The organism is Candidatus Eisenbacteria bacterium (genome assembly GCA_035577985.1).
Taxonomy (GTDB): Bacteria; Desulfobacterota; Binatia; order DP-6; family DP-6; genus DATJZY01.
In genome coordinates, this window is record DATJZY010000052.1 from 1 (window position 1) to 18,714 (window position 18,714).

Here is an 18,714-nt window from a genome sequence, read left to right on the forward strand (position 1 = left end):
GAGGACGGCGAGGACGTGGCACACGCGACGCATCGGCTACTCGAAGTCCTCGTTGAGCGAGCGCAGGAAGGCCGCCAGCGGCGCGACGTCTTCGGCACGGAGGGCGACACCGGCGAGGGCCTTCGCGCCGTTGCGCACGCGCTTCGCGCGCGCGAGATCGCCCATGCGGCGATAGAAGGCGACGACGTCGTCCAGCGTGTCTTGCGCCCCGGTGTGCAGATAGGGCGCCGAGTGGCCGAGATCGCGCAACGACGGCGTCTTGAACAACGCCACGGCGCCGGCGAGAAGGCGCGCCGCCTGCCGCCGGCCGCGCCGACACGGCGCGATGGCATTGGCCTTGCAGATCATCTGCGCCATCGCCGCCTGTTGCGAAGCGTCGGGCACGTCGGGATTGGCGAAGGTGTTCCAGAGGCCCAGGTCCGTGCGTCCCGGCTGCGCGGCCGACGGCACCGCACGAAACGGGCCGGCGGCGTCGGGATACGAGGCGCTCGGCGGGAGATAGGCGGCGGGATCGGCGTTGCGTTCGGCGAGGTCCGGAATGTGAAGGGCGGCGAACGCGCCGTCCCCGTGGATGGCATCGTATTCGTCCTGCGCGGCACCAGTGGCGTGGAACGCGAAGTCCGTGAAGACCGGCGGCGGGTGACAGGCGACGCAATTGCCGGTGCCCGGCTGGGCGGCCCTGCCATGCCCTCGGCGTAGGAACAGGCGCAGCCCGGCCAGCTCCTCGGCACCGAACACGAATGGGAGCGGGTGCAACGCGAAATGGCCGTCGGCCTCGGTGACGAACGCGGGCGCCGCAAGCCGATCGACGAGGCGTCCGAGCCGGCGCGCGTACGCCATGTCCGACTCGCGCGCCCGCGGCGCACGCGGGAGACCGTTCTTGGCCAGGAACACGTCGTACGGCGACGCCGTGAAGGCCCCGTCCGCATCGCGTGCCGCCACCAGCGACGTCATGTATGCGGCCATGAACGCGGCGATGGCGTCGACGATCTCCTCGTCGCTGGCATGGGCGACGTCGAGCGTCATGCTCGTCGGCACCGGACGGTTGGTCGGAAAGAGCGGATCGGTGCCGCGAAAGGCGCCGGCGTACGTCGCACCGCCGAAGCTCTGCGCCAGGGCACCGCGGCCGTCGTCCTCGCGGATCACGCGGGCGATGTGGGCGACGGCAGCGGCACGCTCGGTTGGCAGCCAGCCGAAATTGCGCCCGGTGAGCGTCGCCCGCACCAGCGCCTGCGCGGACGGGAACTCGCCGTCGAAGTGCAGGAAGAAGGGGCCGGGGCGTGCGAGGTTGGCGTCGAGCAGCGCCTGCGAGTTGCGCACCGTGAGCGTTTGGCCGTCGCCGCGATCGGGGATCGGGCTACGGCGGGCGAAGTCCGCGTAGGCGCGCCCGCCGCCGCCCTCCCGGCCTTTCTGCTCGACGTCGAGATGGCAGGCGCGGCAGTTCATCGACTGTCCGACGAAGGGTCCGGGCAGTGCCACCGTCGTCGTGACGGTCGCGTCCATGACGGGATCGCCCGCCGCGAGGGTGTCGTTCACACCGGTCGCATGCGCGGCGAAGAACTGGGCGAAGCGCGTCTCGTCGAAGAGGCGGTTGCCGAGCAGGACCTCGGGCGGGTTGCCGAACACCGGGTCGGCGAGGGCGCGGCCGCACATGGCGAGTCCCAGCACGACGAGGAGCGCGCGCATCAGCTGCGCCCTTCTTCCTCGCCCGAGGTGCGAAACACGCAAGGAAACAGGTCGCGCAGGGACGTGCCCTTGGCGCTGAGCGCCTTCAGGTACGTCTGGGCGCGGAAGTACGACGCCGACGCGGTCTCCTGCGCGCGGCATTGGGCCAGCGTGAGGTGTTGCGAGATCTCGTCGGCGGTGAAGTCCTTCGATCCCTTCGCGCCGCAGGCCTTCTCGATGGCGGCCGCGGCGCGCGTGCGGAGGCGGGCGAGCTTCTCCACCATCGGCACGCACACGCGACCCGCGGCCGCGCTCGCGGCGTCGACGTTCCGCGACGCGACCAGCTGTGCGCGCACCGTCACGAGGCGGTCGAGGCACCGCCGGAGCGCGCCATACGTGGCGTGGATGTAGGGATCGACCGCCTTGCCGACCGCCCGCTGACAATCGGCGCTCGCGCGATCGAACGTATCGGCGGCGAAGTCCACCGGCGGGAGGTGTCCGTTGGTGAGCTTCAGCGTGTACGTGCGCGACGCCGTGTAGTCGGGCAATGTCGACGTCAGGCGGAAGGCGATCTCGCCGTCGGCGAACGTGCCAGGCGGACCGTCGACGAAGAGCAGCCACTCCGGATGGTGATGGAGATCTCCGGGCGGCTGGCCGCCCGCCGTGCCCAGCACCACCGTGTCGCCCGGCTTCGACAGGGTCACGCCGTTCAGCTTCATGGCCGTGCGGCCGCCGTCGTTGTCGACCAGCTCGACGCTGATCTCCACGCCCGGCGGAAAGACGTGGTACTGGACGCCGTCCAGGAACTCGTCGCCGTCCGCGGCGTCGAAGCCCGGGTTGGTGCCGCTGTAGACGCTGGTCGTCCCGATGCCGAAGCTGAACGCGAGCGGGGCGACGGTCGTGTCGAACTCGTACGCGATGATGAGCTCGTTGCCGCCGCCGGGCGGCGTGCTCATCAGAAAATCGGTGACGTGATGCGCGGCGGCGGGGCCGACCCTGACGCCGAGCGAAGCCACGAGCATTCCCACGATCACGAGCAGGCGGCGCATACGGGTATCCTCCTCACGGTGCGCATGCCGCGGGCGGCGCGGCGTTGTCGGCGCGGAACGATTTGCCGGGCGAGTACGAAACGGTGCCGCCGAAATGGAGACACGCGCGCTCCGCGCCCAGCGCGAGCGCGACGTCCACGGGTTCCGGATCGCCGGCGAGCGAATGCTTCAGCCCCGCGCCGCGCCCCTGGACGCGCACGAGTCCGCCGAACGTCCAGACGATGGAGCGAATGGCGCCGCGGCGGTCCTTGTAGCGGTAACCACGCAGCGTCCCATGCTTGCGCAGTGGCTTCCAGCGCGATGCGGGCAGCTCGTGACGGCCCTCGAAGCTGTTGGCGGCGTTCGAGAGGATGCGGAGCTGTCCGCCGGTGACCGTCGGATCCGTGGACGCCGGATCGAAGGCGTCGCCGAACGTGAGCGTCATGGCCTTCTTCGCCGCATTGCTCGGCGACGCGCGGAGCAGCAGCGTCGTGCCGGCCACGAGACGGTCATTGGTCGCAGGCGGCAGCGTCGTGGTCGTGGTCTCGCCGTCCCCGCATCCGTCGCTGCCGGCGACGGTGGTGATCGTGAAGCGGTAGATCGGCGAGTCGTCGTAGGCGGTGGCGCCGGTGTGCAACGAGAGCTGGAGGTGGAACTCGCCGCCCTGGCCCTCGGGCAGCAGCAGGCGCCACTCCGGGTGCAGATGAACGTCCGGAACGTTGCCGATGAGGGCCATGCTGCCGGGAGCGTCGAGCACCGTGGAGCCGACCTTCAGCGTGACGCCGGGATCGACGGCGCGCAGCACCACTTCGATCGGCGTCGTATCGCGCAAGACGTAGATCGAGCCCGGCCGACTCACGGCGAGCGCATTGAAGCCGGGCTGGGTCGACGTCCACCGCGTGAGCCCGTCGACCGTCAGGCTCTCGGTCACCACCACGGGGCGGCAGAAGTCGTACGCCATCCGAAGCGCGCCCGACCCTTGCGCGCTCGAGCCGATGAACATGTCGACGTCGATCGGTTGCGCGGCGGCGGCACGAGCGAGAAGCGCCACGCCGATGAACGCGATCAATCGATTCATTCCGCACCTCCCACGAGACAGCCGAAATAGGTGGAGAGTGGTCTCCCGCCCTGCGACCACCGCGCCCGTCGCTCTGCGAGATCGTTCCGGGCGGTGGCGAATCCGGCCGAGACGATCTCGTCGGCCATGCAGCCGACGTCATTGAGGAACCGACGACGCCCCGCGGTGCCGAGCGTGTCCTCGTTGCATCCGAGGCGGATGGCGCGCGCGGCACGGCGGCGGCGACCCTCGATGATGCCGAGCATCGTCTGCGTGTCGGGTCGTTGGCTTTCCCCTGCGCAGCGAGCATCGGCGCGGATGCTGGCGACTCGCTGGCGTCGCGCCGCCTGCGCGAGCAGGCGAGCCCGTTGCATGGGATCGGTGGTCGGGATCGGCAGCGCCGCGGTCGCTTCCGTGGCGTGGAGCCGCTGCACCGCCAACAGACACGCAGTGAGACGTCGCGTGCGCATGACCCCGTATTCCGAACCCTGTTCGGCCATCGCGGAGCCGCAGCTCGACTGCCGCGGTGTGATGGCGTCGCCCACGAGCGCGGCCGTACGCTGCACGATCAAATCGAGATAGGAGCGCAGCCGCCGCTCGTCGTAGTCGTTCGACCCGGCCGCACCGCACACGGCCAGCAGCGTCGCCGTGGTCGCATCGCGGGCGTTCGTAATGGCCGGATCGTCGGGAACGGCGCCGTCCGCGGCCGCCTGCCACACTGCCGCGAGGAAGCGCGGAGTCTCGCGTGCGAGGGTACGATAACAATCGAGCGCCGCCGCGTCGAATCTGAGCGGCGACAGGTCGGCCGGCGGGAGGTACCCGTTGCTCAGCCGGAGCGTGTAGGCGGGCGACGGCAGGTATCCCGGGGCATGCAGACGGAACGAGAACCGGCCCTCGCTGAAGGCGCTCTGCGTGCGATCGACGAGCAGCAGGTATTCCGGATCGCGATGCAGGGCATGCCGACCGCGATGACGACCGAGCAATGCACGTGCGCCCGGGACGGTCAGCAGCACGTGGCGAACCTTCAGCGACACGTGGCCGCCGTCGAGGTCGAGCGCCTCGATCCACACCGGCGTTCCTGCGCGGAGTGGATACGCCCCGAACGGACGAACAAGCCCCTCGAACCCCGGCTCGGTCGCCGTATAGAGATCGAAGTTGCCCAGCGTATCGCTGAAGCTGACGCGCGCCGTCGTGTGACGCCCCATGCGCACGACGAGCGCACCGCCGTCTTCGGCGGACGAGCCAACAAGAAGATCTGCCTGGACCACGCGCACTGCGCAGCCCAGCGTGAGCCAGACGACTGCCACGAAACGCCTCATCGCAATCTCCGACCTGCCGACCGCGGAGCGGTCTGCAGGCGCACCAATGGTAGGAAGACCAGGGTGGCGGGCGCTCGCGCGCCGAGGATTCCCGCGGGACGACGCGCCTACTGGAGGCGGCCGGCGGGATCAGGCGACGAGCGCTGTGGAGAGGAGGGGCGGGGCGCGTCCGGAGCGGACGGAGGCAGGGGCGGCGAGGACGTCGCGAGCGGCGACGCACTCGATCGCCTGCACGAGCGGCACGACCATCGGTGCGACCACCGCGAGAGCCACTGTGCCCGAGCAATGATACGCCGCGACGCAGGTGGCGCAGCTCTTCGAGTGGTCGGCGACGTGCTTGTACTCATGCGTGTCGGTGACGAGCGGAGCGATCGTCAGGAGCGCGACTACTGCCGCAGTGAGGAGACGACTTGCGCGTTGACGACCGCTCGACATCAAGAAACCCCGGGTGTCACTAGTCGAGGTTCGCGTTCCAGTCAAATTGAGACCGCATGTTCGCATGCCAGCGGTCAGATGCGCTTGGGCTTCGTGACGGTTGCCGATGGCCGCAGCGGCGCCGCGCGCCCGACGTGCCACCCGTCCCGAAGGTCGATGTAGGCTCGATCGAGACGGTCGCGCGGCAGGCACCCGGCACGGCTGCGGACTGCGGGTTCCATGACGGCCACTGCCTGCGTGTGCACGGGGGCTGTCGGCACGGGCGCGCTCGCCGTGCCGGTCAGGGCGGGCATGGTCGTGCCACGGAAGGCATTGCCGCTGAGGTACACGGGGCCGCTGTCGACGAGCCGCAAGCCCGAGTCGGATTTTCCCCCCGCCTTGCGTGCGTACGGGGAGAGGACGAAGAGCGAGTCGACCACGTTGCCCGATGCCCCGTCCGAAAAGCGGCTCCCCCACTCGCCCCAGTCCTCGACGATCACGTTGCGCAGATCGGCGACCATGGGGCCGAAGAACAGCGGGCTGCGGATCCATCCCTTCTGCAGCCACGAATGGTGCACCGACACGTGCGTGGTCTCGCCATACTTGCAAAAGAGCGAACGCGTGTTGCCCGCGAGGAAGCTCCACGCGACCGTGACGTCGTGCGCGCCATAGCCGATCGAGATGCCGTCGTCGGCCGCGCCGGTCGAAGAGACGTGGCTCACGAGGACGTTGGCCGCTTCGGATCCCTGGATGCGCAGGTTGTCGTAGCCGTTGCGAAGACGCAGGTCGCGTACGACCACGTCGTGCGTGCGGATGTCGAGCAACGCGACGTCCTTGGCGAGATTGCTGCCGTCCAGCGTCCCGCCGTTTCCCTCGACGGTGACGAAGGGCGCCGTCAGATACGGGAGCGGTCGGACGATCGCGATCGGCGCGGACACGGCGAACCGGATCGTGACGTGCCCGGTCTGATTCGCGTCGACGAGCGCGCGACGGAGCGCGTTCTCCGTCGGTGCGTCGACCACGATCCGACGTCCGCCCGCGCCACCCTTGGTCCCGCTGCCAAAACCCTCCGTTCGCTCGCTCGTGGCTCGAGGCGCGGGAACGCGTGCGCGCGCGAATGAACGCGAGCACGCGGCGAGGATGAGAGCGATGCACAGCCACAGGATGGTCGCCGGTCGCATGAGGCGAGGATAGCAGACCAATCGCGAGCTCAGCCCGAGGCCCGCCGCCCGATCGAGGCGAAGAGCTCCCGCATCACCTCCCGGGCGGCGACCACGTCGGCCTGGCTGCCGATGAGCTCGCTGCGGAGCGGCACGGGCTTGGTGGGGCGCCGCACCTCCCAAACGGTCTTCCCGGTCGTGGGATCGACCAGCATCGCGTCGAGGGAGGCGATGATCTCGTTCGTGCGCAGCGTGGGATATGCGAACTCCCAGCGGCGGACTCGAATGAAAAGCGCGGTCGCGTCGAGCTTGGCGGCAGCGACGATCTCCGCCGCCGCCTCCGGGCTCGCGGGTACGCGTCCCCCGGTGGATGCCTCCAGGACGCCGGGATCGACCACCTGGAGCCCATCCTGCGCGAGCTCCTCGCGAGCCGCGGCGGCAAGGATGGCGCCGAGGCCCTCCACGGGCGCGCCATAGCTCGTGACCAGCGCGCCCTGCGCGAGCGGCGCGCCCGAAGCATCACATGGCGGCAAGACGGCGATACGGCGGACGCTGCTCGGCGGCGGCGCAAGGCGCGGCGCGCAGGCGAACGTCCCGGCAAGCGCGCCCAGCAGCGGAATCAATGCGAGCGACCGATCTCTGGTCGGCACCATGACGACTGCTCCTTTTCCCGTATGAGGGACTTCCTTGAGTCACCGTATGTCCTATGATCGCGTGATCGCGCCAACATCACGGGAGGGAAGCCATGGAGCAGCACCACACCCACGACGGACACGACCATCCGCACCGGGCCGGTTGCGGACACACGGAGATCCGCCACGGCGACCACACCGACTACCTCCACGACGGACATCTGCATCGCGTACACGGCGATCACGTCGATGAGTGTGCGGTCGCGGTCGGGGCGACGAACCCGGCGGCGTGCACGCCCAAGCACGCATGCGGAGGACACGACGCGTCCCATGCCCACGGCGCCGGGTGTGGCCATGACGCCATCCCGCATGCCGAGCATACGGACTACGTCGTGGCGGGACATCTGCATCATCCTCATGGCGGGCACTGCGACGACCACGGCGCCGTGAACGTGCTCTGACTACGGTTGCGGCCCGCAGACGATCTCGGCGAGACGATCCGTCCAAACCCAGCGGCGAAACGCGGACTGCACATCGTGTTCGCGTCGAGCTCGAGGTACGTCTCGGCGGCGCGCACGGGCTCGTCCAGGGGCAGGCCGTCCTCCACGCGCTCGAGGACCTCGTCCACCCCTTCCTGGCCGCCGGCGTCTCGAGAGGCCGGGTGCGTTGCGAACGTGGCCGTAGACGCTGACCGTGCGGCTCACGGTCTCCGGCTGGATCAGCACGCGCAGCCCGTTCGGCAACGTGACGTCGACCGGTCGGACCACGGACGCCGGTACCGCAGCAGGCCGGAGCACGTCGGCGGCCCAGCCCGGAAGCGTCGTGCGTCCGGCGTGCTCCGGGGGCGACGTCCGGACACTGCGGGAGGTCGTCGAGCTGTACGGCCGCGGCGGCAACGTGGCGCCCATCCAGGGGCTCGACGGAACACCGATCGAGCCGCTCGGGGTGCCGTCACTCGCGCCCGACGAGATCGATGCGATCGTCGCGTTCCTCGAATCGCTCACCGACGAGCGCGTGCCGTCGCAACGCGCGCCGTTCGACCATCCGCAGCTCTTCGTACCGAACGGCCATCCAGGGAACTCGGCATGGACGATCGACACCGACCTCGATGGCCGCGCGGACGATCGGATGGTCGAGATCCCGGCGGTCGGCGCCGCGGGCGGCGCGCCGCTGCCGGGCTTCCTGGAGGGGGTCTTCGGCCCGTCGAGCGACGCTTGGTCGAGCTCGTCCGACGACTCGTGATTCCGAAATCCCTCCACAAGGGCTCGCCGCCTCGGCATGCACGCCGCGCTCCACCGCGCCGGATGGTCCACGGACGGGGCCGAGCCGACGGATCCCACCCCGGGGGTGCAGACGTGATCCCTATGCAGCCACGTGGAACACGCGACGAATCACAGCGGGGAAGTGACGACCATGGACCAGGACCGACGCCGAGTGCTGCAGGCCGCAGGCGCCATGGCGCTGGTGGCGGCAACCGCGCCGACGAGCTGGGCGGAGACGGCCTCGCCGGCAAGGGGTGGCGTACGGCCGGAGCTGGTCGACGCCGCGCTCGCGTGTGCCAAGGCGGATGATGCCCCTGTCTGGCGCACTGCTCCTTCGGGCCGAGCCGCGGTTGGTTCGGATTCGGCTCGACGTCGTCGAGATCGACGGTCGCGCGGTACGTCTTGAGGGTCGTCCGGCCGAGCCGCCGCTCGTGCCAGTTCCTGGCCTCGCTCATCGTTCACTCATGCGGACTCCGCGGCGTCATCGTCCGGCCCCTCGACGATGGCGGCGATCTCGGTATCGAGGTCGCGGAGCACCCCCTTCAAGCGCGTCGTGAGTCGGCCACGACGCTGCCAGACCTTCTGGTGATCCTTCGTTTCCTGCACATCGAGATCGCCCAGGTCCTCCGCGATCCGCTTCGCCTCCTGGAAGCGCTGCGCGCAGGTTTCTGACGTGATGTACTTGTAGAGCCGCCCCATCTTCACGGCTCGCTCCTTCATGCTGAGACCCTGAATGTGCATGCGTACCGTTCTTCTATCGCCACGCCCGATAATGGTCGTGTTCTCCTTCGTGATCACGATGCGATCGGCACGACCCAGGTCGGCGAGCGTCACGTGCTCGAGCTTCTGCCCCAGCTCTTCTGCGAGCACCCGGCCCCCGGTGAGGATCGCCATGTCCTCGAGCATCGCCTTCCGCCGGTCGCCGAAGCCGGGCGACTTGACCGCGACGGCCGTGAGCGTGCCGCGGAGCTTGTTCACCACGAGCGTGGCGAGCGCTTCGCCCTCGACCTCCTCGGCGACGATGAGGAGCGGGCGCCCAGACTTCACGATCTGCTCGAGCAGCGGCAGCAGATCCCGCATCATCGCGATCTTCTTCTCGTGCAGCAGGACGTACGGCTCCTCGAGCACGCACTCCATGCGCTCCGCGTCCGTGATGAAGTACGGCGAGAGATAGCCGCGGTCGAACTGCATCCCCTGCACCACCTCCAGCGCCGTCTCGGTCGCCTTCGCCTCCTCGACGGTGATGACGCCCTCGCTGCCGACCTTGTCGACGGCTCCGCGACGATCGCGCCCATCCGCGCATCGTTGTGGGCCGAGATCGTCGCGACCTGCTCGCGCTCGCGATGCCCGGCGAGCGGTCGCGAGATGCCCTTGACGGCAGCGGTGGCGACGGCGACCCCGCGGATGCACGCGCTCGATCACGTGACGCGATTGCGCCGATACAGCGCGTCGGTGGTGACGAGCACCGGCGAGGCGGACTGGCCGGATGCCGCGCGCATCCATCGCTACGCCAAGGGGCTCGCCGGCACGCCGCCCGACCGGCGGGCCTCCGCGCGCTTTCCGCAGTGGATGTGGCGCAACAACGAGGTCCTCCTTCGTCGAGTGGCTGCGCGAATGGAACGCGTCGACGATCCGTGCCCATACCGGGTTCTACGGCCTCGACCTCTACAGCCTCTACCGTTCGATTCGTCTTGTTCTCGAGTATCTCGACCGTGTCGATCCCGCTGCCGCCCGGACGGCGCGCGAGCGCTACGGCGGCCTCATGACGTGGGAAGGAGATCCCGCGACCTACGGGCGCGCGGTCGTGACCGGCTCGTATCGCGCCCATGAGCGCGAGGTGGTGGCGATGCTGCGCGACGTGCTGGCCCGCGAGGTCGACTACGCGGCACGCGACGGCGAGCATTTCCTCGACGCGGCTGGCAACGCGCGCGTCGTCGCGAATGCCGAAGCCTACTATCGCGTGATGTACTACGGCGGGAGCGCATCCTGGAACCTCCGCGATCAACACATGTTCGAGACGCTCGAGGCCCTGCTCCGCTTTCACGGCCCGAACTCCAAGGCCGTCCTCTGGGAGCACAACTCGCACCTCGGCGATGCGGCGGCGACCGAGATGGGCGTCCGGGGCGAGCTGAACGTCGGGCATCTCTGCCGGCAGCGGTTCGGCGACTCCGGAATCCCCGACGCCGCGAGATCCGGGACGAGCTCGTCTCGCCGCGGCTCGAGCGCGCGATCGGCGTCGTCTATCACCCCGATACGGAGATGCAGAGCCATTACTTTCACGCCGCGCTTCCCCACCGGTTCGACGAATGGATCTGGTTCGACGAGACGCGCGCGGTACGCCCCGTCAGTGACGCCGAGGCGCGCATCCTTCCGCGCACCCACCCCTTCGCGCCGTACGGGCGGCCGTGATCGAAGCGCGGCCGAGAGGTAACTCAGGCGACGCGAACGACGCCGCGATGTCGGTGCTATGCTCCCAGGCTGAATGATCGCGGCGGACCTGCGTCGTCAGGGCTCGATACGCAGACGGTCCTCGATGCTCCGAACCGCAGGCGCATGGCGAACGAGGTCCAGGACGACCGACTTGTCCGAGAACGAGTTGACGCGACCTTCCAGCGTCACCACTCCGTCCTCCGCGCTGAGCTCGATGTGTCCGGCCTCGCGCTGGGCGCGCCGCTCGAGCGCGCCTTCGATCGATCGGCGGAGGGCGGCCAGGTCGATCGTTCCTCTGCGCACGACTAGCTTGTTGGCCACCCGGCGCACGCAAGCGACTCGATGCGCTGCACGCTCGGCGACTTCCATGGCGTGACGAGTATCGACCATGCCGGTGAGTGTCACAACGGCATCGTAGACAGTCGAATGGATTTGCTCCGCCGGAACGTCCGGCTCTCGTTCAAGCGACTCCCTCACCGCCAACGCGAGATCGGCATCGGTACGACCGAGCGCGAACGGGATCTTCACCATGATCTCGTTGGCGACGTCGAGTACGCCGTCGGCGCGGTGCGCGGCTTCCTGCGCTGCCGCCCTCTGCGCCTCGTTGTCCACGCGGCCAGTGAGCGTAACAACGCCATCGGCGACCGAGACGCCGATCTCCGTCTCGTTGACGCCGGTATCGTAGCGAAGCTCACGAAGCACCGCAGCCTTGGTCGTGACGTCACGCTTGTCGAGCTGCATTTCGCTCACCTCCCGTTCGGTTGCACCCACCAGGTGCGCATTTCATGCCACTTCGAACGGTCGGACGGATGCGCAGTAAAATGCACGACCGTTCCCGGCCTTGCGAAGGGGTTGAATGGCCCTTCCCGATGGCGCGAAGGACGATCCGAGCCCCCACAGGTCGGATCGGTCAATATGCGACGATCGTCGTGCTGGCGTGCGGCATGAGACATGCTTTCCGAAGGCTGATGGCGCCTTCCGGTAACGTCATGGCTTCGGCGAAGACGGTCGACGCCGCGCAAAGCGACCTACCCCACGTCGAGCGCGAAGTGCTCGAGATCGTCTCCGGCCTGGTGCGCGAGCTCGGCGGCACGCGCGCGCAGGGGCGCGTCACGCTCGACGATTCCTTCGAGCGCGACCTGGGACTCGGAAGCCTCGAACGCGTCGAGCTGCTCGTCCGCTTGGAGCATGCGATGGGCGCGCGTCTTCCCGATACCGTCATGGCGGAGGCGTCGAGCGCGCGCGACCTGGTGACTGCGATACTATCCGGTGCGACGGCAGCTCCCGAGCACGTGCCGGAGCGTTGCCGTGCGGCGACAGGCGGAGCGGCGGCGCCGTCGACCACACGCACGCTGGTCGAAGCGCTGCGCTGGCACGCCGAGCAACGCGCCGAGCAACCGAACGTGTACTTGCGCGAAGACGACGGCACGGAGCAGGTGATCACGTACGGGCGGCTCTGGCGTCGGGCATCGTCGATCGCCGTCGGTCTCCACGACCGCGGGCTGGAGACCGGCGAGCGCGTGGCGCTGATGCTTCGCACGGAGGCCGCCTTCTTCGAGGCATTCTTCGGCGTGCTCCTTGCCGGTGGTATTCCGGTTCCGATCTATCCGCCGTTCCGTCCCGACCAGATCGAAGAGTATGCGCGCCGCCAGACGGGCATCCTCCGAAACGCCGAAGCGCGTCTCCTCGTCACCTTCCCGGCCGCGCTACGCGTCGCGGGTCTTCTTCGACCGCGTGTGCCGAGCTTGCGGGAGGTGGCCACCGCTGACGCGCTCGCGATCGACAATCCGCCTTCGCCGTCCGCCCGACTCGCGTCCTCCGATCCCGCACTCATCCAGTACACGTCGGGCAGCACGGGGGAGCCGAAGGGCGTGTTGCTCACGCACGCGAACCTGCTCGCGAACATCACCGGCATCGGTCGGGCGATCGAGCTCGGTCCGAGCGACGTCGGCGTGAGCTGGCTCCCCCTGTACCACGACATGGGCCTCATCGGGACGTGGCTCACGGCGCTCTACTTCGGCGTGCCGGTTGCGATCCTGTCACCACTCGCCTTCCTCTCCCGGCCGGCGCGCTGGCTCTGGGCCTTGCACGCGCATCGCGGCACCGTATCGCCGGCGCCGAACTTCGCCTACGAGCTCTGCGTGCGCCGTATCGACGACGCCGAGATCCAGGGGCTCGATCTCTCGGCGTGGCGCCTGGCCTTCAACGGCTCCGAGGCCGTGAGCCCGGACACGATCGAGCGCTTCGGGCGCCGGTTCGGCGACTACGGCTTCCGCCCCGACGCCATGTGCCCGGTCTACGGCCTCGCCGAGTCCTCGGTCGCGCTCACCGTGCCCCCGATGGGCCGCGGGCCTCGTATCGATCGCGTGCAGCGCGAGCGCTTCCAGGCAGCGCGCGAGGCGTCGCCCGCCTCGGCCGAAGACGCGACCGCGCTGCGCTTCGTGGCCTGTGGACGCCCCCTCGCGGATCACGAGGTGCGGGTCGTCGACACGTCCGGGCGATCGCTTCCCGAGCGGATCGAGGGCCGGATCGAATTCCGAGGTCCTTCCGTCACAGCCGGCTACTTTCGACGTCCCGAGGTCACGCGTGCCGTCATGCACGACGGCTGGATGGACTCGGGAGACCTCGGCTACGTCGCCGACGGCGAGCTCTTCGTCACGGGTCGGCAGAAAGACATGATCATCAAGGCCGGTCGCAACCTCTATCCACAGGAGGTGGAGGAAGTGGTCGGTGACATTCCCGGCATTCGCAAGGGGTGCGTCGCCGCCTTCGGCACTGCCGATCCGGAGATGGGCACAGAGCGCTTGGTCGTCGTGGCCGAGACACGGGCGGAGCGGAGCGCCCACCGTCAGCTCGAGGCCGCCGTTCTCGAGCGGGTCGTCGCAACGCTCGGAGTTCCGCCCGACGTCGTCGTGATAGCCCGGCCGCGATCGGTGCTGAAGACGTCGAGCGGCAAGATCCGACGTGGCGCGACACGCGATGCCTACCTGTCCGGAAGCCTCGGGCGCCGTCGATCGGCGCTCGGCCAGTGGGCGCGCCTGGGACTCGTCGATCTGCTCGTATGGCTCCGCACCGCCGGGAACGGGATCGCGTGCCTGGCGTATGGGGCTTGGATCGCTTTCCTGCTCGCGACTGGTCTCCCCGTGCTCTGGATCGTTCTCCTCCTGATGCCCCGCGGCCGATCCGCCGATCGTGTGGTTCGTCTCTACTGCCGTGCGTTGCTCACTCTGGCGGGATGCCGGTTGCGGATCGAAGGATTGGAACGGCTGGAGGGTGTCGGTCCCGCGGTGCTTGTGGCGAACCATTCGAGCTACGTCGATGCGGTGGCACTGCTCGCGGCGCTGCCGCCGACGCTGGCCTTCGGCTTCGTCGCCAAACGGGAATTGCTGCAGACACCCATCATCGCAACGGTCATCCGGAAGCTCGGCTATCCCACGGTCGAGCGCTTCGCGCTCGCGGAGAGCGTCGCAGACGCCGACGCGGTGAGTGGGATCCTGCGGGGAGGCGCCTCGCTGCTCGTGTTTCCCGAGGGCACCTTCCGGCGAACCCCCGGACTGCTGCCATTCCGGTTGGGCGGATTCAAAGCCGCGGTCGAAGCCCAGCGGCCGGTCGTCCCGATTGCGATCCGTGGGACGCGTGAGGTGCTACCCGCGGATGCATGGCTACCCCGACGGCATGATCTACAGGTCACGGTCGGTGGCCCGATCGCGCCGCGAGGCCAAGGTTGGCCGGAGATGGTGAGGTTGCGGGACCTCACCCGTGGGATGATCGAGGCTGCCGCCGGCCCTCTCTGATGGAGAGCGACCAGGCTTTTCTCACGAACGCGAAACGTCTGCTCGCGAACGATCCCGGCATCGCGGCGAAGCAGCCATTTCGTCGCGGCGCTCGATGACGGGCGATTGGCATGCCTCATGCCTTATCGCATCCTTCATGGACACCATCTTGCCCTCGCGATTCTTCGACCGTCTTCGCAAGGAGCACGAGCCCGAGAAGCGCCTGATGGCCGCCGTCCTCGAGGATGCGGTCCAGGTCTATCGGGACCGTGCAACGGCACGGACCGCGCGCGATGTGATCTCCCAGGACGTCGTCCCCGGAAAGTAGTTGTCCATCCGCGCTCCACGGGGTGTGTTGGCAATCGCCAAACCACCAAAACCCCCCGGAGGAAGCGCGGATGAACATTCACGAGTTGGCCCGAACGACGCCCGCGAGTCGAGCCCTGATCGCGGCCCGGCGTGCGGCCGGCATAGGCGAGGCGGTCGTCGCGCAGCAGCTCAGCATCGACCGCAAGACGGTCCGGAAGTGGACGCATCGACAGCACGCGGAGGGACCGGGCGGCCTCCAGGATCGCTCGTCGCGGCCCCTCCGGAGTCCGACGGCCCTCGATGCGGCGTGGCGAGACGCCGTGCTGGCGCTGCGGCGGCTGAAGTTTACGCAGGCGCAGATCGCGCAGGTGCTCCGACTGTCAAAGTCCCGCACGCAACGCGCCGTCGCCGCCGTCGGCCTGGGGAAGCTGCGCGCCCTCGAGCCGCCGGTGGCCGACAACCGGTACCAGCGCGCGCGGCCGGGGGAGCTGGTGCACGTCGACACGAAGAAGCTGGGCCGCTTCTATCAGCCCTGGCATCGCGTGACGGGCGACCGCCGCGACACGCGGCTGCGCGGCGTCAAAGGCTGGGAGTTTCTGCACGTCGCGATCGATGACCGCACCCGCTTGGCCTACGCCGAGCTCTTGCTCGATGAGAAAGGCGCGACGTGTGCAGGCTTTCTGCAGCGCGCCGCCGCGTTCTTTGCCCGCCATGGGATCCGCCCCATCGAACGCGTCATGAGCGACAACGGCGCGGGCTACATCTCGGCCGATTTTCGCATGGCCGTCGCGGCGCTGGCGGCGCGGCACCTCCGCACCCGGCCCTACACTCCACGTACCAACGGCAAAGCCGAGCGCTTCATCCAGACCATGCTGCGTCTATGGGCCTACGTGCGCCCCTATCACTCCTCCGACGAACGAGCGGCCGCTCTCGCGCCTTGGCTTGTCTGGTACAACCGCCAACGGCCGCACGCTCACTTCACGAACGCAGCCCCGTCGAAACGCTCATGGCTCTACGACGGGACAACCTTGTGGGAGATCACACGAACGATTTCCACGAACGGCGTCCCTTCGGCGAGTCGAGTGACGATGCCGACCGCGCTTCGTCCGACGCGAAACCGCACGTCGGCCGCCAGCGAGGCCGCGTAGCGAAGCGCTCCTTCGGCCTCGGCGCGGTCCTCGCCGGCAGATCCGGGCGGCAGCACGTGGAGCACGGTCAGCGTCGAGCCCGACCCCATCGGGAGTCGCGCCGCCCGCTCGACGGCGCGCATGGCGGCGCCAGAGAAATCCGTCGCGACGACGACGTCCCCGAGCGGCGCACGCTCGCTCATGGACGGTCCTCCCGCGGCACCTCACTGCGCATGGGACTCCTCGGGGTCCCCTCGCCGATCGCGCTGCCGCGCAGCGTGACGGTGAGCGATCCGTCGGAGTCGAAGGCCGCCTGCGCGCCCTCCTCCACAACCGTCTGGCTCAAACGCAGGGAGCGAGAGCGCCGCTGTTCGCCAGCGACCGCCTGTCCGAGCACGACAACACGTCGCCCTGCCACCTGCACCTCGATTGTTCCCGCTGGAACGTCGTCGGGCAACAGAATGCGGAGACGGACGATGCCGGGCCGCTCGGTGACCTCGACGGACAGCTCGGGCGCACCGATCGACGCGAACGCCGCAGTCGAGCTCCCGGCCGCATGGCCCGCCAGTACGGCGCATGCGACCAGCGCCGCGACGGTCGGCGCAGGGCGCCCGCCTCGGATGCCGGTACCTGTCCCCATCACGCCTTCCGCATGCAAGACGATGGCCGTCGCCTCCCGGGTGGCGGATGCCCGCATGCTTCTCCCGAATGGGAAATCCCGGCGCGGGGTCGCCGCACCATCGCGAACTCGAGGCCCGGGCCGTCGCCCTACGGGACGCGCCGGATCGCGACGCTCACGAAGAACACGGCGGCCGCGACGACGACGATCAGGGGACCGGTGGGACGGCCGAGCCAGCTCGCGATCGTGTCGCCCGCGACGGTCGCAAACACCGCCGCCGCGACGGCGATCGCCAACATGCCCCGGAGGCTGCGCGCGAGGTACTTCGCGGTGGCCGCCGGGATGATGATGAGCGAGCCCATCAGCAAGACGCCCAGATACCGGAGGCCCAGCGCGATCGTGAGGGCAAAGGCGAAGAGGTAGAGGAGATCCAGGCGGCGGACATCGACTCCCGCGGTGCGGGCGATGTCCGGCGAGACGAGCGCGATCAGCAGCCGATTCCTCGCCGCCAAGATGAAGCACACGACTGCGACGGCCCCAGCAAGGCCGGTCAGGAGCTCGAGCTGCGTCAGCGAGCCGCTGGAGCCGAGCAACGCGTCGATGAGCTCGTCGCCCGAAGCGAGCAGGCTGCCGGCCGCGAGCGCCGTCGAGAAGACGACGCCGATCAGCGTCTCCGTCGCGATCCGCGTCCGGTTCTCGAGACCCCAGATGAGGACCGCCCCGACGACCAGGGCCGCCGCCGCGCCGAACGCCGGATGGATGCCGAACGCGAGGGCGAGGCCGATTCCCGGCAGTGCGACGTGCGAGATCGCATCGGAGGCGAGCGTCATCCGGCGCATCACCGCGAAGCTGCCCACGAGCCCGGCGGCGATCGCCATCGCGATCGACAGCACCAGCGCGCTAGCCGGCATCGTCGTGCGTGTGGAACTTCACCGGAACGCCGTACATCTCGGCGATCTTCTCGGGCGTCAGCACGTCACGCGGGGCGCCGACGCAAGGACGTCCGCGTCCCAGGCAGAGGACGCTCGTCGCGTGCCGATAGACGACGCTCAGGTCGTGCGAGATGAGCATCAGCGTCAGGCCCTGGCGCTCCTGGAGCCGTCGCATCGTGGCGTAGACGCGCTCCTCGCCGGGCTCGTCCACACCGGCGGTCGGCTCGTCGAAGAGCAGCACGGTTGGCCGCCCGATGAGCGCGAACGCGAGAAGGAGCCGCTGGAACTGCCCGCCCGAGAGCGTGCCGATCGGACGCGCCGCCATCGCGACCGGCAGACCCACCAACTCGAGAACGTGCGGGATCGCGTCGCCGCGAGCCGACGCCAGCGCGAGCTTCGCCTGCAGGAAGTCCAGGCCGGTCAACGGCAGGTCCCGCTCGATGTCGAGCTTCTGGGGCACGTAGCCGAGCCGTGTCCCGGGAGTCCATTCGATCGTGCCCTCGTACGGCAGCGCGCCGACGAGCGCGCGAAACAGGACCGTCTTGCCCGATCCGTTCGGCCCGATCACCGCCAGCGCGCTCCCTTCCGGGACCGTGAAGCTCAGATCGTCGACGACGCGCGCGGCGCCGAATCCAATGGAGAGATGGTCGACGCGCAGCACGACCCCCACGCCGACGCTCTTAGCACGGCCGTGGGGAGGGAATCCCGCCGCTGCGCGGCTACAGTCCGGTTGCGCACGGCGGTCAGGAAGGCCGCCATCATGAACCAGTCGCGCGTGCCGCCGCGCCAATGCGCGCCGAACATCAGGTTGACCTCGCGGTCCTCGCTTCCCCGGGCGACGTCAGGCCGCCCATCTCGTAGCGAAGGTCGCTCGTTGAGTGACCCGGCACGTCCCCATGAGACTCAAGGAGAGGCCATTCACGCCCGAGACGAGGTACGGCACATCGAAGCATGAGTCTCGCGGCATGACTCGTTCCCAGGGTTCGG

At 69.1% G+C, this 18,714-nt stretch carries 17 protein-coding genes and 3 pseudogenes; 7 read left to right on the forward strand and 13 right to left on the reverse strand.

All coding sequences use genetic code 11. The annotated features are described in order from the left end of the window. Window positions 1-36: 36 nt before the first annotated feature. The 7 genes from VMS22_08260 to VMS22_08290 all read right to left on the reverse strand — a co-directional run bounded on the left by VMS22_08260 (window position 37) and on the right by VMS22_08290 (window position 7,296). Complete coding sequence (locus VMS22_08260; protein HXJ34023.1) at window positions 37-1,686, reverse strand: hypothetical protein; 1,650 nt, start codon at window positions 1,684-1,686, stop codon at window positions 37-39. After that, a complete protein-coding gene (locus VMS22_08265; protein HXJ34024.1) occupies window positions 1,686-2,714 on the reverse strand; it encodes a hypothetical protein in 1,029 nt (342 codons plus the stop codon). The genes VMS22_08260 and VMS22_08265 overlap by 1 nt, the downstream gene beginning before the upstream one ends. A 13-nt stretch (window positions 2,715-2,727) precedes the next feature. Beyond that, entirely contained in the window at window positions 2,728-3,771 is a 1,044-nt protein-coding gene (locus VMS22_08270) for a hypothetical protein (GenBank protein HXJ34025.1), read from the reverse strand. Next, entirely contained in the window at window positions 3,768-5,069 is a 1,302-nt protein-coding gene (locus VMS22_08275; protein HXJ34026.1) for a hypothetical protein, read from the reverse strand. The genes VMS22_08270 and VMS22_08275 overlap by 4 nt, the downstream gene beginning before the upstream one ends. A gap of 129 nt (window positions 5,070-5,198) precedes the next feature. Next, window positions 5,199-5,504: a hypothetical protein gene (locus VMS22_08280; GenBank protein HXJ34027.1), complete on the reverse strand. Its 306-nt coding sequence runs from the start codon at window positions 5,502-5,504 to the stop codon at window positions 5,199-5,201. A 74-nt stretch (window positions 5,505-5,578) separates the two neighbouring features. Then, the gene (locus VMS22_08285) at window positions 5,579-6,505 is read right to left on the reverse strand and encodes a hypothetical protein (GenBank protein ID HXJ34028.1); all 927 of its coding nucleotides are present in this window, start codon (window positions 6,503-6,505) and stop codon (window positions 5,579-5,581) included. Window positions 6,506-6,693: 188 nt separating this feature from the next. Then, window positions 6,694-7,296, reverse strand: coding sequence for a hypothetical protein (locus VMS22_08290; GenBank protein ID HXJ34029.1), 603 nt, complete (start codon window positions 7,294-7,296; stop codon window positions 6,694-6,696). 92 nt (window positions 7,297-7,388) lie between these two features. Here VMS22_08290 and VMS22_08295 point away from each other — a divergent pair, with 92 nt between their 5' ends. After that, on the forward strand, window positions 7,389-7,736 hold the full coding sequence (locus tag VMS22_08295; protein ID HXJ34030.1) for a hypothetical protein: 348 nt from the start codon (window positions 7,389-7,391) through the stop codon (window positions 7,734-7,736). Window positions 7,737-7,968: 232 nt separating this feature from the next. After that, the gene (locus VMS22_08300) at window positions 7,969-8,517 is read left to right on the forward strand and encodes a hypothetical protein (GenBank protein HXJ34031.1); all 549 of its coding nucleotides are present in this window, start codon (window positions 7,969-7,971) and stop codon (window positions 8,515-8,517) included. A 779-nt stretch (window positions 8,518-9,296) separates the two neighbouring features. Here the strand turns inward: VMS22_08300 and VMS22_08305 are convergent. After that, a pseudogene (locus tag VMS22_08305) lies at window positions 9,297-9,877 on the reverse strand (TCP-1/cpn60 chaperonin family protein). A gap of 64 nt (window positions 9,878-9,941) precedes the next feature. Here VMS22_08305 and VMS22_08310 point away from each other — a divergent pair. Together VMS22_08310 and VMS22_08315 are read left to right on the forward strand one after the other, a co-directional pair. Then, window positions 9,942-10,616 (forward strand): annotated as a pseudogene (locus VMS22_08310) (erythromycin esterase family protein). 111 nt (window positions 10,617-10,727) lie between these two features. Beyond that, window positions 10,728-10,946 (forward strand): erythromycin esterase family protein, encoded by a 219-nt coding sequence (locus VMS22_08315; protein HXJ34032.1) that lies wholly within the window; start codon window positions 10,728-10,730, stop codon window positions 10,944-10,946. Between the two features lie 96 nt (window positions 10,947-11,042). Here VMS22_08315 and VMS22_08320 read toward each other — a convergent pair whose 3' ends face one another. Beyond that, entirely contained in the window at window positions 11,043-11,708 is a 666-nt protein-coding gene (locus VMS22_08320; protein HXJ34033.1) for a BON domain-containing protein, read from the reverse strand. A 227-nt stretch (window positions 11,709-11,935) separates the two neighbouring features. On the opposite strand from VMS22_08320, the gene VMS22_08325 reads away from it, so the two are divergent. The 3 genes from VMS22_08325 (at window position 11,936) to VMS22_08335 (ending at window position 16,197) form a co-directional block, all read left to right on the forward strand. Beyond that, entirely contained in the window at window positions 11,936-14,761 is a 2,826-nt protein-coding gene (locus tag VMS22_08325) for an AMP-binding protein (protein ID HXJ34034.1), read from the forward strand. A 136-nt stretch (window positions 14,762-14,897) separates the two neighbouring features. Beyond that, window positions 14,898-15,068: a hypothetical protein gene (locus VMS22_08330; GenBank protein HXJ34035.1), complete on the forward strand. Its 171-nt coding sequence runs from the start codon at window positions 14,898-14,900 to the stop codon at window positions 15,066-15,068. 70 nt (window positions 15,069-15,138) lie between these two features. Continuing rightward, a complete protein-coding gene (locus VMS22_08335) occupies window positions 15,139-16,197 on the forward strand; it encodes an IS481 family transposase (protein HXJ34036.1) in 1,059 nt (352 codons plus the stop codon). Here VMS22_08335 and VMS22_08340 read toward each other — a convergent pair. The 4 genes and pseudogenes from VMS22_08340 to VMS22_08355 form a co-directional block, all read right to left on the reverse strand. Further along, window positions 16,146-16,379 (reverse strand): annotated as a pseudogene (locus VMS22_08340) (universal stress protein). The gene VMS22_08335 and the pseudogene VMS22_08340 sit on opposite strands and share 52 nt — an antisense overlap. After that, complete coding sequence (locus VMS22_08345) at window positions 16,376-16,816, reverse strand: hypothetical protein (protein ID HXJ34037.1); 441 nt, start codon at window positions 16,814-16,816, stop codon at window positions 16,376-16,378. Before VMS22_08345 ends, VMS22_08340 begins: the two are co-directional and overlap by 4 nt. 128 nt (window positions 16,817-16,944) lie before the next feature. Beyond that, window positions 16,945-17,706 (reverse strand): metal ABC transporter permease, encoded by a 762-nt coding sequence (locus tag VMS22_08350; GenBank protein HXJ34038.1) that lies wholly within the window; start codon window positions 17,704-17,706, stop codon window positions 16,945-16,947. Further along, window positions 17,696-18,397, reverse strand: coding sequence for a metal ABC transporter ATP-binding protein (locus tag VMS22_08355; protein ID HXJ34039.1), 702 nt, complete (start codon window positions 18,395-18,397; stop codon window positions 17,696-17,698). The genes VMS22_08350 and VMS22_08355 overlap by 11 nt, the downstream gene beginning before the upstream one ends. Window positions 18,398-18,714: the final 317 nt, after the last annotated feature.

What these genes read in the sequence shown, in the direction of transcription:
- VMS22_08260 (HXJ34023.1), bottom strand. Translation starts at nt 1,686, where the DNA reads ATGCGCGCGCTCCTCGTCGTGCTGGGACTCGCCATGTGCGGCCGCGCC.
- VMS22_08265 (HXJ34024.1), bottom strand. Translation starts at nt 2,714, where the DNA reads ATGCGCCGCCTGCTCGTGATCGTGGGAATGCTCGTGGCTTCGCTCGGC.
- VMS22_08270 (HXJ34025.1), bottom strand. Translation starts at nt 3,771, where the DNA reads ATGAATCGATTGATCGCGTTCATCGGCGTGGCGCTTCTCGCTCGTGCC.
- VMS22_08275 (HXJ34026.1), bottom strand. Translation starts at nt 5,069, where the DNA reads ATGAGGCGTTTCGTGGCAGTCGTCTGGCTCACGCTGGGCTGCGCAGTG.
- VMS22_08280 (HXJ34027.1), bottom strand. Translation starts at nt 5,504, where the DNA reads ATGTCGAGCGGTCGTCAACGCGCAAGTCGTCTCCTCACTGCGGCAGTA.
- VMS22_08290 (HXJ34029.1), bottom strand. Translation starts at nt 7,296, where the DNA reads ATGGTGCCGACCAGAGATCGGTCGCTCGCATTGATTCCGCTGCTGGGC.
- VMS22_08295 (HXJ34030.1), top strand. Translation starts at nt 7,389, where the DNA reads ATGGAGCAGCACCACACCCACGACGGACACGACCATCCGCACCGGGCC.
- VMS22_08320 (HXJ34033.1), bottom strand. Translation starts at nt 11,708, where the DNA reads ATGCAGCTCGACAAGCGTGACGTCACGACCAAGGCTGCGGTGCTTCGT.
- VMS22_08325 (HXJ34034.1), top strand. Translation starts at nt 11,936, where the DNA reads ATGGCGCCTTCCGGTAACGTCATGGCTTCGGCGAAGACGGTCGACGCC.
- VMS22_08330 (HXJ34035.1), top strand. Translation starts at nt 14,898, where the DNA reads ATGGACACCATCTTGCCCTCGCGATTCTTCGACCGTCTTCGCAAGGAG.
- VMS22_08335 (HXJ34036.1), top strand. Translation starts at nt 15,139, where the DNA reads ATGAACATTCACGAGTTGGCCCGAACGACGCCCGCGAGTCGAGCCCTG.
- VMS22_08345 (HXJ34037.1), bottom strand. Translation starts at nt 16,816, where the DNA reads ATGGGGACAGGTACCGGCATCCGAGGCGGGCGCCCTGCGCCGACCGTC.
- VMS22_08350 (HXJ34038.1), bottom strand. Translation starts at nt 17,706, where the DNA reads ATGCCGGCTAGCGCGCTGGTGCTGTCGATCGCGATGGCGATCGCCGCC.